General features: G+C 71.8%; 17 protein-coding genes. 10 read left to right on the top strand and 7 right to left on the bottom strand.

The window, feature by feature from the left end; genetic code table 11:
* Positions 1–223 precede the first annotated feature (223 nt).
* From OG841_RS35030 to OG841_RS35020, 3 genes are all read left to right on the top strand, one after another.
* Positions 224–1093, top strand: coding sequence for a glycerophosphodiester phosphodiesterase (locus OG841_RS35030; protein WP_371568141.1), 870 nt, complete (start codon positions 224–226; stop codon positions 1091–1093).
* 56 nt (positions 1094–1149) lie between these two features.
* Positions 1150–1704: a methylated-DNA--[protein]-cysteine S-methyltransferase gene (locus OG841_RS35025; protein ID WP_328637723.1), complete on the top strand. Its 555-nt coding sequence runs from the start codon at positions 1150–1152 to the stop codon at positions 1702–1704.
* Between the two features lie 324 nt (positions 1705–2028).
* Positions 2029–2193: a hypothetical protein gene (locus OG841_RS35020; protein WP_328637724.1), complete on the top strand. Its 165-nt coding sequence runs from the start codon at positions 2029–2031 to the stop codon at positions 2191–2193.
* Between the two features lie 60 nt (positions 2194–2253).
* Here the strand turns inward: OG841_RS35020 and OG841_RS35015 are convergent, their stop codons facing one another.
* Complete coding sequence (locus OG841_RS35015; protein WP_371570912.1) at positions 2254–2682, bottom strand: VOC family protein; 429 nt, start codon at positions 2680–2682, stop codon at positions 2254–2256.
* 99 nt (positions 2683–2781) lie between these two features.
* Here OG841_RS35015 and OG841_RS35010 point away from each other — a divergent pair, with 99 nt between their 5' ends.
* Together OG841_RS35010 and OG841_RS35005 are read left to right on the top strand one after the other, a co-directional pair.
* Positions 2782–3690 carry a pseudouridine-5'-phosphate glycosidase gene (locus OG841_RS35010; RefSeq protein ID WP_365117882.1) on the top strand — a complete coding sequence of 303 codons (909 nt, stop codon included), beginning with the start codon at positions 2782–2784 and terminating at the stop codon, positions 3688–3690.
* Complete coding sequence (locus OG841_RS35005) at positions 3687–4622, top strand: carbohydrate kinase family protein (protein ID WP_328637727.1); 936 nt, start codon at positions 3687–3689, stop codon at positions 4620–4622. Before OG841_RS35010 ends, OG841_RS35005 begins: the two co-directional genes overlap by 4 nt.
* Positions 4623–4670: 48 nt before the next feature.
* Here OG841_RS35005 and OG841_RS35000 read toward each other — a convergent pair whose 3' ends face one another.
* Positions 4671–5465: a class I SAM-dependent methyltransferase gene (locus OG841_RS35000; protein ID WP_371568135.1), complete on the bottom strand. Its 795-nt coding sequence runs from the start codon at positions 5463–5465 to the stop codon at positions 4671–4673.
* A gap of 241 nt (positions 5466–5706) precedes the next feature.
* Here OG841_RS35000 and OG841_RS34995 point away from each other — a divergent pair, with 241 nt between their 5' ends.
* Positions 5707–6834, top strand: coding sequence for a magnesium and cobalt transport protein CorA (locus OG841_RS34995; protein WP_371568132.1), 1128 nt, complete (start codon positions 5707–5709; stop codon positions 6832–6834).
* Positions 6835–6856: 22 nt separating this feature from the next.
* Here OG841_RS34995 and OG841_RS34990 read toward each other — a convergent pair whose 3' ends face one another.
* Positions 6857–7288 carry a CBS domain-containing protein gene (locus tag OG841_RS34990; RefSeq protein ID WP_328637730.1) on the bottom strand — a complete coding sequence of 144 codons (432 nt, stop codon included), beginning with the start codon at positions 7286–7288 and terminating at the stop codon, positions 6857–6859.
* Between the two features lie 159 nt (positions 7289–7447).
* On the bottom strand, positions 7448–8080 hold the full coding sequence (locus OG841_RS34985) for a uridine kinase (RefSeq protein ID WP_328637731.1): 633 nt from the start codon (positions 8078–8080) through the stop codon (positions 7448–7450).
* Positions 8081–8205: 125 nt separating this feature from the next.
* Here OG841_RS34985 and OG841_RS34980 point away from each other — a divergent pair, with 125 nt between their 5' ends.
* The 3 genes from OG841_RS34980 (at position 8206) to OG841_RS34970 (ending at position 11291) form a co-directional block, all read left to right on the top strand.
* Complete coding sequence (locus OG841_RS34980; RefSeq protein ID WP_328637732.1) at positions 8206–8919, top strand: DUF2293 domain-containing protein; 714 nt, start codon at positions 8206–8208, stop codon at positions 8917–8919.
* A 225-nt stretch (positions 8920–9144) separates the two neighbouring features.
* Entirely contained in the window at positions 9145–9624 is a 480-nt protein-coding gene (locus OG841_RS34975; protein ID WP_328637733.1) for an anthrone oxygenase family protein, read from the top strand.
* A 179-nt stretch (positions 9625–9803) separates the two neighbouring features.
* On the top strand, positions 9804–11291 hold the full coding sequence (locus OG841_RS34970; RefSeq protein ID WP_328637734.1) for a glutamate synthase subunit beta: 1488 nt from the start codon (positions 9804–9806) through the stop codon (positions 11289–11291).
* A gap of 585 nt (positions 11292–11876) precedes the next feature.
* Here the strand turns inward: OG841_RS34970 and OG841_RS34965 are convergent.
* Positions 11877–12356: a carboxymuconolactone decarboxylase family protein gene (locus tag OG841_RS34965; RefSeq protein WP_371568126.1), complete on the bottom strand. Its 480-nt coding sequence runs from the start codon at positions 12354–12356 to the stop codon at positions 11877–11879.
* Between the two features lie 46 nt (positions 12357–12402).
* Between OG841_RS34965 and pdxR the strand changes: the two genes are divergently transcribed.
* On the top strand, positions 12403–13854 hold the full coding sequence (gene pdxR, locus OG841_RS34960; protein WP_371568125.1) for a MocR-like pyridoxine biosynthesis transcription factor PdxR: 1452 nt from the start codon (positions 12403–12405) through the stop codon (positions 13852–13854).
* Between the two features lie 116 nt (positions 13855–13970).
* On the opposite strand, the gene OG841_RS34955 is transcribed toward pdxR, so the two are convergent.
* Both OG841_RS34955 and OG841_RS34950 read right to left on the bottom strand, forming a co-directional pair.
* The gene (locus OG841_RS34955) at positions 13971–14225 is read right to left on the bottom strand and encodes a DUF397 domain-containing protein (protein ID WP_007381290.1); all 255 of its coding nucleotides are present in this window, start codon (positions 14223–14225) and stop codon (positions 13971–13973) included.
* The gene (locus OG841_RS34950) at positions 14226–15086 is read right to left on the bottom strand and encodes a helix-turn-helix domain-containing protein (protein WP_328637737.1); all 861 of its coding nucleotides are present in this window, start codon (positions 15084–15086) and stop codon (positions 14226–14228) included.
* Between the last annotated feature and the right edge of the window lie 182 nt (positions 15087–15268).

The following is a 15268-nucleotide window of genomic DNA, read 5'->3' as shown; positions in this document are numbered from 1 at the left end:
CAGCACCGCCCGAGCGGTCGGGGTCGAGGCAGAGAGTATGACCCTCACCGGAATGGTCGAACGATTTTCCGGCAAAGAAACACGCCCTTGCCCCAGTTGTGCGGCACCCGTGAGCGGACTTGGAACACGACCATTCAGGATGTGGCCATTCTGTACCCCACCGCCGTTGACCCGGTGCTGTCACAGTTGTGCTGTACGTGATTGCTCGACGCGAGGAGTACGTATGCACGCGCGCGCTGCGACCTCCATGATCACCGCGCTCCTGGGGACCGCCGCCCTCCTGCTTCCCGCAACCGACGTCCGAGCCGTCGAGGACGGCACCCCGCCCGCGATCATCGCCCACCGGGGCGCCTCCGCCTACGCCCCCGAGAACACCCTGGCCGCCGTCGACAAGGCCGCACGGCTCGGCGCGGTCTGGGTCGAGAACGACGTCCAGCGCACCAAGGACGGCGAACTCGTCGTCCTCCACGACGACAGCCTCCGGCGCACCACCGACGTGGAGCAGGTGTTCCCCGGTCGGGCGCCCTGGAAGGTGAAGGACTTCACCGCCGCGGAAATCGCGCGTCTGGACGCGGGCGGCTGGTTCGGCGCCGCCTACGCGGGCGCGCGCGTGCCGACGCTCAAGCAGTATGTGCACCGCGTCGATCTTCACCATCAGAAGCTGCTCCTCGAACTCAAGAACCCGGAGCTGTATCCGGGCATCGAGCACGAGACCCTCAAGCTCCTCAGCAATGAGGGGTGGCTCGACCGGAAGCACAGGAGCCGGCTGGTCGTGCAGAGCTTCAGCGCGGCCAGTCTGCGGACCGTCCACGATCTCAAGCCCGCTGTGAAGACCGGCTTCCTGGGAACGCCGTCCGTGGCGGACCTGCACGCCTACGCGGAATTCGCCGACCAGATCAACCCGTCGTACGCCGCAGTCTCCAGGGCGTACGTCTCCGCGGTCCAGGCCTTCACGGGTCCGCACGGCAGACCGCTCGAGGTCTCCGCCTGGACCGTCAACACCGCGGGCGCCGCGCGGCTGGTCGCCGGGTATGGCGTCGACGCCATCATCACCAACAAGCCGGACGTGGTCCGGGACGCGCTGCGCGAGTAGCGGCCTGTTCGCCATCGCCGCCGGGCGTTGTCAGTGCCGGCTCGTACGGTGGACGCATGAACAGCCAAGGGCAGGACGAGCAGCGGGTCGTGTGGACCGTCGTCGGCACGGAGATCGGGCCGCTGCTGCTGGCCGCGACCGACGAGGGCCTGGTCAACGTGGTCTTCCACGCCACGGAACCGGTCCGCGGCAAAGCGCTGGAGCGGCTCGCGTCCCGGCTGGGTACCGAGCCCGTCGAGGCGCCCGGCTCCGCACTGCTGGCCGAGGCGATACGCCAGGTCGAGGCCTACTTCGCGGGCGAGCGGCACGACTTCGAGCTGCCCCTGGACTGGTCGCTGATCTCGGGCTTCAACCGACAGGTGCTGCGCGAGCTGGCGTCCGGTGTGCGGTACGGCCAGGTCGTCGGGTACGGCGATCTGGCCGGACGGGTCGGCCAGCCGGGTGCCGCGCAGGCCGTGGGGGTGGCCATGGGCTCCAATCCGCTGCCGGTGGTCGTGCCGTGCCATCGGGTCGTGGAGAGCGACGGCGGCATCGGCGGGTTCGGCGGCGGCCTGGAGACCAAGCGGAAACTGCTCGCGCTGGAGGGCGTGCTGCCCGAGCCGCTGTTCTGACGCGCGGCCCGCGTCCCTTCGTGACGGCCCGCGCGCGACGGCCGGCCGGAAGGCCGACTGGCAGACGCCGGCATGCGCACAGCCACTGGCATCCGAGGAATCGGAGCCGAAGGGACGGCGATCAGACATGAGCGGAAACAGGACAGTCGCGTATCACGGGCGGTGCGCTGGGTATCCCGGGCCTGTATGTCACCGATGACCGCGGTGGGGTCGGCGACGGCGCCAGGGGCGGGACGCTGAAGGTACGGCTGGGGCTCGGCCGGGCCAAGAGCCACCGCTTCGCGACCGGACAGTGCCCGGTGATGAAGTACCACCGGAGTTCTGATGACGGCGACCCTGCACGGTCGTGTGCACATCGCCGAGGCGGTCAACGCGACCGTCATCGGGCTGGACGACGCGCCGCGCGGCTACGCCGAGTTCGACCAGGGCGCCAGTCGTCAGTACGTGCTCGACCCGCACGGAGCGCTGACCGGCGTACCGCAGGTCTGACATCTCGCGGGAGGGGGCCACACACGCGTGGCGCGCGACCCCTTCGCGCGTCGGTCCGCGTCAGTCGTAGTGGCGCGCCTCGAAGACGTTCCCGTCGGGGTCGCGGAAGTAGAAGCTGCGCCGGGCCATTCCGCGGGCGCCGAAGGAGTCGCGCGAGAAGTCCGAGACGGGCACGGACCCTTCCTCGAGTCGGGCACGGAGTGTCTCGAAATCGTCGGCGGACAGGGCCAGGCAGACATGATTGACGGGGTGTCCCGCGCTCTCGGCAGCGCCAGGGACCATTTCCATGTGGTCCGCCATGGTGAGCGGCATGAGGTCGAAGATGGTCTCGTCGTTGAGCCGTACGGAGGGGAAGGACACCGCCCCCGCGGCGAAGTCGGTGAGTCTCACGGATTCCATGCCCAGGGTCTTCTCGTAGAAGTCGGCCGAGGCCACCGGGTCACGGACCCAGAGGACGACATGGTCGAGACGTGTCGAGTTGTCCTTCATGCACTCCAGGCTGGTGTCGTCCTCCACAGCCCGCAAGGGTTTGACCGGACGTGCCGCCCGCCAGAGATGAGGGAAGACCGAACGACAGGAGGCAGGCCCGTGGTGCTGGTGGTGTCCGAAGAGGTGCGCGAGGCGATCGACGCGCGTCGACCCGTGGTGGCCCTGGAGTCCACGATCATCGCGCACGGGCTGCCGCGTCCGCGCAATCTGCAGGTGGCGCTGGAGCTGGAGGACGTCGTACGGCGGCAGGGAGCCGTACCGGCGACGATCGCCGTACTGGACGGGCGGCCCCTGGTCGGCCTGGACAAGGAGCAGTTGGAGCGGGTCGCCAACGAGGACGGGATCCGCAAGCTGGGTCACCGGGATCTGCCGCTCGCGGTGGCCGCGGGGGTGAGCGGGGCGACCACCGTGTCGGCGACGGCGCAGCTGGCGGCCCTGGCCGGGGTGGAGGTGTTCGCGACCGGCGGGCTCGGCGGGGTGCACCGGGAGTGGACGACGACCCAGGACGAGTCGGCCGACCTCGGCCTGCTGGCGCGCACACCGATCACCGTGGTGTGCGCGGGCGTGAAGTCCATCCTGGACGTGCCCGCGACGCTCCAGAGGCTGGAGACGCTGGGGGTCGCGGTCGCCGGGTACGGGACGGACCGTTTCCCCGGCTTCTATCTGTCCGACTCCGGCTACCCCGTGGAGTGGCGGCTGGACTCCCCGCAGCAGGTCGCGGACGTCATGCGGGCGCGGGAAGCGCTGAGCGCGCCCGGCTCCGCGCTGATCGTCGCCAACCCGGTCCCCGAGGAGGAGCAGCTGGATCCCGACTTGCACGCGCGGGTGCTCGCGGCCGCGCTGCAGGCGTGCGCGGAGGCGGGGGTCACCGGTCAAGGGGTCACGCCGTTTCTACTGGGCTACCTGGTGCGGCACACCGACGGTGCCTCATTGAGCGCCAACCTGGCGGCGGTGCGCGGCAACGTGCGGCTGGCGGGGCGGATCGCGGCGGCCCGGGCCGGGGCGTGACGACGGACGCGCTCGGTACCGCCGCGGCCGGCCGGGGTGGCGCCCTGCTGGTCGTCGGGGATGTCATCACGGACGTCGTCGCCCGGCACCGGGGGCCGCTCGCCGCGGGCACGGACACCGCTGCCACGATCCGTACGGTGCCCGGCGGGGCAGGGGCCAACGTGGCCTGCTGGGCCGCCCGCGGGGGCGGTGCGGAGGTACGGCTGCTGGGGCGGGTGGGCGCGGACGCGGCCGCGTGGCACGAGCGGGAGCTGGCCGAATGCGGGGTACGGCCGCGGCTCGTCGTCGATCCGGAGGCACCCACCGGTACGGTGATCTGCCTCGTGGACACGGGAGAGGCCGCCGAGCGGACGTTCCTCACGGACAGCGGCGCCTCGCTGCGGCTGGAGCCGGACGACTGGTCGGACGCGCTGCTCGACGGCGTGGCGTGGCTGCACCTGTCGGGCTATCTGCTCTTCTCGGAGCCGAGCCGGGCGCTGGTGGCGATGGCCCTGGAATCCGCACGCGCGCGTGGCGTTCCGGTGAGCCTTGATCCGGCGTCGGCGGGCTTCCTCCGGGAGCTGGGGGTGGACCGCTGTCTCTCGCTCGTCGAGGGGGTGGACGTCCTGCTGCCGAGCCGGGACGAGGCGTGCCTGCTCACCGGGCTGCCCGACCCGGCGGACGCGGCGGCCAAACTGAGCCGCCACGTCCCGCTGGTGGTCGTCAAGCAGGGAGCGGAGGGTGCGGTGATCGCCCGCTCCGGCACCGTGTACGCCCGCGTGCCCGCCGTAGCGGCGACGCCCCGGGACACCACCGGGGCGGGCGACGCCTTCACGGGCGGGTTCCTCGCGGCTCTGCTGGCGGGCGCCGCACCCGAGGACGCGGCGGCGGACGGATGCCGGGCGGGTGCGCTCGCGGTGGAGCGGGTGGGCGGGAGACCTCCGATGCCGTGACCGCCGACCGCCGACCGCCGGCCCGGCGCCCCGGCTGCCGCTCCCGTCCTACGCCTTGCGGCCCCACGCCGAGATCAACGGGGCCGTGGCCAGGTCCATCGTGCCGGTGGCGACATTGGCGAGGTGGCGGTCGATGTCCTCCTCCGTGGCGAGGCCCGCCGTGACCAGCTGCCCGCGGATCTGGCGGATCGTGGCGGACTCCAGGGCGGCACAGGCCGGCGAGGCGAGCGGGAAGTAGGCGTCGGCCGCCACCTGGCGCAGACCGGCCTCGCGCAGCAGGCGCGGGAGGGTGCGGCCGTAGGAGAGGTCGGCGCCGCGGTCGGCGAGCAGCCGGCGGAACCCCTGGCGCAGCCGGTTCGCCAGTTGCTGCTCGGGGCCGCACTCGTCGGGGCAGGTCAGGGGTTGCAGGGCGGGGTCGGCGTCCTCCAGCAGGAGCCGTCCGCCGGGGCGCAGGGACTTGATCATCGACCGCAACGCCCGTTCCCGGTCGGGCACATGGACAAGGACGAGCCGGGCGTGCACCAGGTCGAAATCCTTCCCCGGCGGTTCCTCGGCGCTCACGTCGTGAACGCGGACGTCCACCGGCGCGCGGGCCGCCGCGGCCAGGAGCGTGGTGTCGATGTCGGTCGCGACGACCTTTCCTGTCGGACCTACCTTCTTGGCCAGCCAGGACACCACGGACGTGCCGCCCGCGCCGACCTCCCAGCAGCGCCAGCCGGCTCCGATGCCGAATCCTTCGATGTGCCGGAAGGTCGTGGGGTCGAAGAGGGTGGCGAACGCGTCGAAGCGCTCTCCCGCCTCCGTCTGCCGGTTGTCGAGGAGATACCGGTCGGTTCGTGTCATGCCGCGATGATCCCAGTTGGCGTGCTTGTCCGAAACGGACGACGCGGTCCCACGACGAGATGGCCGGCCTCCGTCCGAGGAGGCGACGGCGCCGAGGGGGGCGCGGGCCGGTTGTCCACAGGCGGGAACCAAGCGGAACCTCGCCCGCCCACAGGCTCACCCGACGCTTACGTCGGCCTGGCAAACTGGCCCGCCAGGACGCGGACACGCGTCGCTGGGAGATCCACGCGAGGAGATCCGGATGTCCATGGCAGGGAATCTGCGAAAGGTCACGAGCCTCGGCCGCGTCGGCGGCCTGCGCAAGGTGGCCCGGCTGGCCCGGCGGCGCCCGCGCGTCGACCTGAGCCACCACGCCCGCTCCCCGCTGGGCACCTCGGTCGTCAACTGCGTGACGTACAAGGAGGGGGCCCGCATCCCGGTCGGCGGTGACCTGGTCGACACCGTGGAGCGGGTGCGCAAGAGCCGTGACGGCTTTGTCTGGCTCGGCCTGCACGAGCCGTCGGACCATGAGTTCGAGGGCATCGCGGACCTCTTCGACCTGCACCCGCTGGCCGTCGAGGACGCGGTCGAGGCCCATCAGCGCCCGAAGGTGGAGCGCTACGGCGAGACGCTGTTCGCGGTGTTCAAGACGGTCTGCTACGTCGAGCACGAGGAGCTCACGGCGACGAGCGAGGTGGTCAACACCGGAGAGATCATGGTGTTCGCCGGCGAGGACTTCGTGATCACGGTTCGGCACGGCAGTCACGGATCGCTGGGTCCGCTGCGCGAGGGGCTGGAGTCCGATCCCCAGCAGCTCGCCAAGGGGCCGGCCGCGGTGCTGCACGCGATCGCGGACCATGTGGTCGACGACTACCTGGAGGTCACCGACTCGATGCAGTCGGACATCGACCTGGTCGAGACGGCGGTGTTCGCGGAGAACGGCGCCCGGGTCGATCCGGGCCGCATCTACCAGCTCAAGCGCGAACTCCTGGAGCTGAAGCGGGCGGTGGTCCCGCTCAGCCGCCCGCTCGAGGAGCTCGCCACGCGGCCGATCCACGTCATCGCCCCGGAGATACAGGCGTACTTCCGCGACGTCTCCGACCATCTGCTGCGTGCCAAGGAGCAGATCGCCGCGTTCGACGAGCTGCTCAACTCGATCCTGCAGGCCCACCTCGCGCAGGTGACGGTCTCGCAGAACGAGGACATGCGGAAGATCACGGCCTGGGCCGCGGTGATCGCCGTCCCGACGATGGTCTGCGGTGTGTACGGCATGAACTTCGACCACATGCCGGAGCTGCACTGGACGTTCGGCTATCCCTTGGTCATGGGCGTGATAGCCGTCGCCTGTGGCGTGCTGTACCGCGGCTTCCGGCGCAACGGCTGGCTGTGACCGGGGTGGTCCGCGGGGACGGTCAGTGGGTGGTGGAGCTGCGCGCGTAGACGCTCTCGGTCCAGTCGGCGATCTGCTCGTCCGTCAGGTGCCGGGCCAGGTCGGACTCGCTGATCATGCCCACCAGGCGCTTGTTCTCGATGACGGGGAGCCTGCGGATCCGATGCTCCTGCATCTCGTGCAGGACGTCGGAGACATCGGCGCTCGCGTCGATCCAGCGGGGTGTGCCCTGGGCCATCTCGCCCGCGGTGACCTTGGCCGGGTCGTGGCCCACGGCCACACAGCCGATGACGATGTCGCGGTCGGTGAGGATGCCGCACAGCCGTTCGTTCGCGTCACTGATGGGCAGGGCTCCGACGCCGAGTTCACGCATCAGCTGGGCGGCGCGGTCGAGGGTCTCGTGGGCGGGGATCCACTGGGCACCCCGGTGCATGATGTCTCCGGCGGTGGTCATGGAGTACCTCCCGGTGCCGGACGGCCGGCGCGGCGCGGACGGCACCGCAAGTCCCGACGCCCTACATTCTCGCCGCGCCGCCGGGGGCCCGCACCCGGAACCTGCCGGTGACCGCGGCCGGTCTCGGGCAGCGACGCCACAGGCCTCGAACGGCCCGGCTCAGCCGCTCCACGCCGGGTGGCGGGGGTCGTCGGCGCGGACAAGGACGTCGGCCGTGCCGGCCGGGTCGGTCTCGTCGGCGTAGCGCACGTAGGCGGGGAGGGTCCAGTGGTCGGGCTCGGGAGTACGGCGCCGGAGGGCGCCCTCGGAGAGGAGGACGTGGACGGTCAGGTCGAAGGGGAACCAGTGGTGCAGCAGGAGGGGGCCGTGCAGCAACAGGACGCCGCCGGGCGGGAGCTGGACATAGGCACTGCGGGTGGCGCGGTCGCTGACCGGGTCCCACAGGTCGGGCAGGACTCGGCCGTCGCCGCCGGGTTCGAGGGGGCCGAAGACCTCGCGCCAGAGAGCGCCGGTGTCGAACCAGCCGCTGTAGTAGGCCTCCAGGTCGTGGTGGCCGTATTCCAGACGGAGCGAGGCGGGGCGCAGGAAGCCCTCCATGCCGACGACGAGCGAAGGGCGGCCGCGTATGCGCAGAGCCTCAGCGACGCGCTCGGCGAGGTCGCCGGGACGGGCTGCCGGGGCGCCGTCGAGGGCGACGCGGGGCCAGGGGCTGCCGTCGGCCGGCTTCAGGTCGAGGAGTCGGTCGGCCAGCTGCTCGCCGAGCCGGTCCCAGGTGATCGCTTCGAGTCGCACACGGCCATGATGCGTCAGCCGATGTTCCGAAGGCATCGCGCTCGTGGACCCGGTGGGCGCCGGGCAGGGGTCACCGCGCCGGTTGTTCGGTGTCGGCAATGAGCGTGGCTGGGAATGAACCCCTCATGGCAGGCCTCGCGACTCCCCCGACCCCTGGCGGCATTCTTGTCGTCCAGCCGTTGAGGAGACGGCACTGTGCGGAGTGCCGGGGCGGGCCGTTGGCGATGCTCGTCGTCGAGGGCGGGGCGCCGCGGTGTCTCGACTGCGCCGACCTCGGGCACCTGGTGTTCCTGCCGCGCGGGGACACGGCTCTCACGCGCCGCTCGCGGGAGGAGAGCGCGCTGTCGGCGGTCGTCGTGCGGTTCAACCGGCGCAGGGGGCGTTACGAACGGCAGGGCGTCCTCGTCGAGGAGGCGGGGCTGGCGCGGGCCGAGGAGCGGTGCCTGGCTGACGCGGAGGCGCGGCGGCGGCGCCGGGTGCGGGACGCGCGGCGGCGGGCGGTGGAGGACGTGCGGTTCGCCGAGGCGTTCGCTGCGGAGATCCGGCGGTTGTTTCCGGCGTGCCCCGAGGAGCGGGCTCGGGCCATCGCGTCCCACGCGTCCCTGCGCGGCAGCGGGCGGGTGGGGCGGAGCGCGGCGGGACGAGCCTTGTCGGAGGGCGCGGTGGTGTCGGCGGTGGTGGCTTCCGTGCGGCACGTGGACACGCCGTATGACGCGTTGCTGATGAGCGGGGTGACGCGGCATGAGGCACGGCGACGGATCTCGGGGGGTGTGGAGACGGTGCTCAGGGGGTGGCGGGTCCTGGGAATGGTGGAGGAGGTGGCTCAGGCGCCGCGCTGAGGGCACCGGCACCGGCTGCTGGGACCGGCGAAAACGGAGGACCGGCGGACGCGGAGGACCGGCGGAACAACCGGTGTGGCGCAACTCAGGAGTTCGGGTGGGGTGGACGTTTGGTTATGAGGGTGCGCGCCAAGGCCATGGTTCGGAGGGTGGGGGCGGGATTGACTGGTGGGGACGGGTGGTGCTGGGCCTGGGGCTCGGCCGGAGGCGGGAGCTGGTGTGGTGATGATCGAGGGGCCTTACTTCGGACTGGTCGTGCTGGGGGTGCTCGGGACCGGGCTGGTGGCCGGGGTCTTCTGTGCGTTCTCGACCTTTGTGATGAGGGGGCTCGCCGAGTTGCCGCCCGCGCAGGGCGTCGCCGCGATGAACGCGATCAATGTGACCGCGGTGCGGCCGCCGTTCATGGCCGTGTTCGCGGGCTCCGCGGTGCTGTGCGCGGTGATCGCGGTGGTGACGTTCGTGCTGTGGCCGGACGAGGGGACGGTGGAGTTGCTGGTGGGCAGCGCGCTGTATCTGTTCGGCTCGTTCGGGCTGACGATGGTGGCGAACGTGCCCCGCAACGACGCCCTGCTCAAGCTGGACCCGGGTACTGCGGAGGCGGCGGCGTACTGGCCGACGTACGTGCGCGAGTGGACGATGTGGAACCACGTCCGCGCGGTCGCCTCGGGCGCGGCGGCGCTGGCGTATGTGCTGGCCCTCACGTGAGCGTTGCGCGCCCGTCCTCCGATCGCCGAGAAAGCGCTGTCCCGGCGTCTGGCCGGCCCTCTGCACGAGGGGCCGATCAGCCGTATCGTGGCCGAAAGGAGTTCCGCAGGAGTGCCGCCCGATGACGCACGGCCACGGCGGACGCGTCGGCGTCACCAGCGCGAGCAAGGAAGACGGCCATGGCCGATCCCAAGGGATTCATGACCACACCTCGCCAGGACTGGCCTCGCAGGCCGGTAGAGGAGCGGGTCCGGGACTGGGACGAGGTGTACGTCCCCGGGGCGCTGCTGCCCATCATCAGCAAACAGGCGGACCGCTGCATGGACTGCGGCATCCCGTTCTGCCACGACGCCTGTCCGCTGGGGAATCTCATCCCCGAGTGGAACGACCTGGTCTCGCGGGAGGACTGGCGGCAGGCCGCCGACCGGCTGCACGCGACGAACAACTTCCCTGAGTTCACGGGGAAGTTGTGTCCGGCGCCGTGCGAGGCGGGGTGTGTGCTGGCCATCAACCAGCCGGCGGTCACGATCAAGAACGTCGAGGCTGCCGTCGCCGACCGGGCCTGGGAGCTCGGGTTCACGCCGCCGCGACCGCCGGACCGGTTGTCCGGGCGGACCGTCGCGGTGATCGGGTCGGGGCCGACCGGGCTCGCCGCGGCACAGCAGTTGACCCGGGCGGGACACACGGTCGCCGTCTACGAGAAGGACGACCGGCTCGGCGGGCTCATGCGGTACGGCATCCCCGAGTTCAAGATGGAGAAGCACCATCTGGAGCGGCGGATCGAGCAGATGCGGGCCGAGGGGACGAAGTTCCGTACGTCCACGGTGGTCGGGCGGGACGTCGGGGCGGCGGAGCTCAGGTCGCGGTACGACGCGGTGGTGATCGCCACGGGGGCCACGGCGTGGCGCGAACTGGAAGTGCCGGGGCGGGAGTTGGCCGGGGTTCAGCAAGCCATGGAGTATCTGCCGTTGGCGAACCGGGTGCGCGAGGGGGATCTGGCGGAGTCCCCGATGTCGGCCTCCGGGAAGCATGTCGTGATCGTGGGTGGAGGTGACACGGGGGCCGACTGTCTGGGGACCGCGGTGCGTGAAGGGGCCGCCTCCGTGACCCAGTTGGACATCTATGCGCAGCCCGGGGGTGAGCGGGACGAGGATGCCGAGCCGTGGCCCACGTATCCGAAGATCTACCGGTTGTCGGCGGCGCACGAGGAGGCCCGGGATCTGGAGACCGCGCCCGCGGCCGACGCGGACGCGCGGCTGTTCGCGGCGTCCACGCTGCGCTTCACCGGGGACGGGGACGGGCATGTGCGGTCTCTGCATCTCGTCGAGGTGGACGCCGCGCGGCGGCCGGTGGCGGGGACGGGGCGGACGATTCCCGCCGACCTTGTGCTGCTGGCGCTGGGGTTCTCCGGGCCGGATCGGGGGGATGGGCTCGTGGAGCAGTTGGGGCTGGGGATGGAGCCCCGGGGGACGGTCGCGCGCGATGCCGGGTTCGGTACGAACGTGCCGGGGGTGTTCGCCGCGGGTGACGCCGCTCGGGGACAGTCGTTGATCGTGTGGGCGATCGCCGAGGGGCGGGCGGTCGCGGCGGCGGTCGACCGGTATCTGACGGGGAGTTCGCGACTGCCGGCGCCCATCGGGCCGTACGACCGGCCGATGACGGTGTAGGGCGGCGGTCGGGCCGAGGGGCGCGGCGAGTTCGGCACCGCGGGAGCGCGCCGATGCAGTTGCGCGCCGTCACGGCGGATGAAGGGGCCGGCGCGAGAGGGGACCGCCGGACCTTCGGACCTCGCCATCGCCCAGGTGGAGCGGCTTCTGCGGAACACCGGTGGACGGCCGGCAACCGCCGCGGTCACCGTGTCGTCGTCCTCGCGCGGGCCACGCCCACGCCGGCCCGGGGCCGGCGCACGCGGCGGCCCCGCGACCCGAATGCCCTGGTGCCGGCCACCTGGTGCGAACCGGCGACCGATCCGCGCGGGGCCCTGGCGCTCTGCCGCGTCGCCGCCGAGGCTCACCCGGCTGATCCGACCCGCGCCGGCGGTGCTGCGGCTCCTGGGGCGGCCGGGCTCTGAACTCTCGCCCGTCCGGCAGGAGCCGCAGGACACCTCCGACGCGGTCCCCCGCCAGGCGTCGCGCCTCCACCCGAGCCCGCACCGACCCAAGCCCGCCCAGCTCCCTCACCGGACGCCGCTCCCCCACCCACGCCCACCCCCTCCCCGCCGGACGCCGCTCCCCCACCGGGCCGGGCCCACCTCACCCCCGCTCGTCCGTCCCCGCCACCTTCGCCGTCGACAGCGCCACCCTGTTCCAAGTGTTGATCGCGAGGATCAGGGACAGTACGTGGGCCAGTTCCTGCTCGTCGAAGCGGGCCGCGGCCTCCGCGTAGACCGTGTCGGGGACTCCGCCGTCGGCCACCAGCGTCACCGCCTCCGTGAGGGCCAGGGCGGCCTGTTCCTTCTCCGTGAAGAAATGGCGGGCCTCTCGCCAGACCGGGACCATGTGGAGGCGGTCCTCCGTCTCGCCGGCCTTGCGGGCGTCGTTGGTGTGCATGTGGAGGCAGTAGGCGCAGTGGTTGAGGTGGGAGGCGCGGATCTGGATCAGCTCGACGAGGGTGGGGTCGAGGCCTTCCCGGGCGGCCGCGTCGAAGCCGATCAGGGCCCGGAACACCTTCGGGGCGGCCTTCGCGAAGTTCAGCCGAGCCATACCTGTCACGTTCGTGTGCGTCGTCGTCATGTGACCAACCTACGGGCCGGAAAGACCGGCTGTAGGGTGCATTTCCATGGCGGAATCATGGGTCAATTACGCGGAGCGGATCGGCTCCGACCTGCACCTCGAGCTCTCCGTTCCGGGGAGCAAGCGGGCCGCGCTGATCCGGGCGTTGCGGGACGCCGTCCACAGTGGGCGGCTCGCTCCCGGCACCCGGCTGCCGCCCTACCGTTCACTCGCCGCCGACCTCGGCGTCGCCCGCAACACGGTGGCCGACGCCTACGCCGAACTCGTCGCCGAGGGCTGGCTCACCGCCCGCCAGGGCTCCGGCACCCGCGTCGCCGAACGATCCCGGCCGCCGCTCCACGCCGCCGTACGCCCGAGAAGGCCGGCCCCCGACCCGCGCGCGCGTGCCACCCGCCACGACCTCCGCCAAGGCACCCCCGACGCCTCCGGCTTCCCCCGAACCGCCTGGCTCGCCTCCTACCGCCGGGCCCTCCACCAGGCCCCCAACGAGGTCTTCGGGCCCGGCGACCCCGCCGGCCGGCCGGAGCTCAGAGCGGCCCTCGCCGCCTACCTCGCACGCGCGCGCGGCGTGCGGACGGAGCCGGACCGGATCGTCATCTGCTCCGGGTTCGCGCATGCCCTACGGCTGCTCTTCGGAGGAGGAGGAGGAGGCGGCCGGCAGCCCCTGCGCGGCCCGCTGGCCGTGGAGGCGTACGGCCTGCCCTTCCACCGGGAGCTGCTCGCGGCGGAGGGCGTCCGGACCGTGCCGCTCCCCCTCGACGAACACGGCGCACGCGTCGACCGGCTGAGCCGCGAGCGGGCCGTACTGCTCACGCCGGCGCACCAGTTCCCCACCGGCGGCCCACTGCACGCCGAACGCCGGGCGGCGGTGGTCGACTGGGCACGCGCGCGTGGCGCGGTGGTGCTGGAGGACGACTACGACGGGGAGTTCCGCTACGACCGCAAGCCCGTCGGCGCCCTGCAGAGCCTCGACCCCGAGCGGGTGATCCTGATCGGCTCGGTCAGCAAGAGCCTGTCTCCCGCGGTACGGCTGGGGTGGATGGTGCTGCCCGAGCGGTACGTCGGTGACGTACTCGCGGCCAAGGGCGAGCGGGAGGCCTGGGCGAGCGTGCTCGACCAGCTGGCCCTCGCCGACCTCATCGTCTCGGGGTCCTACGACCGTCACGTCCGGCAGATGCGGCAGCGGTACCGCGGCCGCCGGGACCGGCTCGTCGCCGCGCTGGCCGAGCGTGCGCCGCACATCGAGGTCAGCGGGGTCGCGGCCGGGCTGCACGCGGTGCTGCGGCTGCCGCCGGGCACCGAGCGGTCCGCCGTCAAGGCCGCGGTCTGGCAGGGCGTCGCGCTGGACGGGCTGGCGGAGTTCCGTCACCCGGACACGGACATGCCGGCCCACGACGGCCTGGTCGTGGGGTACGCGACCCCCTCCGAGCATGCGTACGCGGCGGCGCTGGAGGCCCTGTGCGGGGCGCTGCCGCCGGGTGAGACGCAGGTGCCGTAGGAGACACCGGCATCCGCTGATCCCCCGGGCCCTGCCTCCGGGGTGGGCCGGCAGCGGCCCACCCCCGTTGGTCGATCTCAATCATTCAGCGATTACTCATCAAGGGAGCACTGAGGTCAGGAGAGCAGGAAGTCGGCCACCCCCGCCTTCGCGCCCTCGATGAACGCGGTCATCTCGTCGGTGGTGTAGATCAGCGCCGGTCCGTCGGGATCGGTGGACTGGCGGACGGCGATCCGGCCGTCGGCGAGCTTCATCGCCTCCAGGCAGTTGCCGCCGTTGCCGCCGCTCCACGGCTTGTGCCAGCCTTCGCTCCCCAGCTCCCGGGCGGGCATGCCATTGTAGACGGGTAGGCGCGGCTTGATGCGATTCATTCACAGCTCCTTGCGGAGATCCCGGAGGATCTCCTTCGTGCGATGTGCCGTAGCGGCCTGCGCCGCCATGCGGTCCATGACCTCGAGATGGGTCGCCACCTCGACGCGCGCGTCCAGATAGATCGCGCCGGTCAGGTACTCGCTGTAGACCATGTCCGGAAGTTCGGGCACGGCGAATCGGAAGAGCACGAAGGGCCCGTACGTGCCGGGGTGCGGCCCGTTGGCGAACGGGGCGACCTGGAGCGTCACGTTGGGCAGCTTCGTTGCCTCGAGCAGTTTGTCGAACTGGGCACGCATCACCTCCGGACCGCCGACGGGGCGGCGCAGCACGGTCTCGTCCATGACGACCCACAACCGGGGCGCGTCCTGACGGGTGAGCAGTCCCTGCCGTTCCATGCGCAGGGCGACATGGCGCTCGATGTCCTCGGGGCTGGTCTGGCCGATGGCGCCCGAGCGCAGGACGCCACGCGCGTAGTCCTCCGTCTGCAGCAGACCGGGGACGAAGTGCGGCTCGTACTCGCGGATGAGCGCGGCCGCGCCCTCCAGGCTGACGTGCATCGAGAACCAGCCGGGCAGCACGTCGTGGAAGCGCTGCCACCAGCCGGGGCGGTTGGCGTCCTCGGCGAGCTGGACGAAGTCCTCGGCCTCCTGGTCACTGACGCCGTAGGCCTTCAGCAGGAGCTGGAGGTACGGGATCTTGAGCCCTACCTCGGCCATCTCCATACGGCGGACGGTGGCGGGGGCGACACGGAGGATACGGGCTGCTTCCTCACGCTTGAGCCCGGCACGTTCCCGCAGGTCCAGCAGGCGCCGGCCGAGGACGACCTGGCCGACCGTCGGCGCGGACCGCGGTTCGCTCACGCTCCACCTCCACGAAGTCATGTACGGGCGTCACAACCACCTGCATGCTGACAGCCCAGCGGCGCCATTCGAAGACCTGATTCGAAGATCTGTACGAATACAAATACCGCTGCGTACGGATCTTCGGTGATCCCAACTGGCGCCGCTCAAGATGCTGTTGCGAGCAGTGTGCCACGGCCTCT

The sequence above is a fragment of the Streptomyces canus genome (assembly GCF_041435015.1).
GTDB classification, from domain to species: Bacteria; Actinomycetota; Actinomycetes; order Streptomycetales; family Streptomycetaceae; genus Streptomyces; species Streptomyces canus_G.
This window is presented reverse-complemented; position numbering and strand designations above follow the sequence as displayed.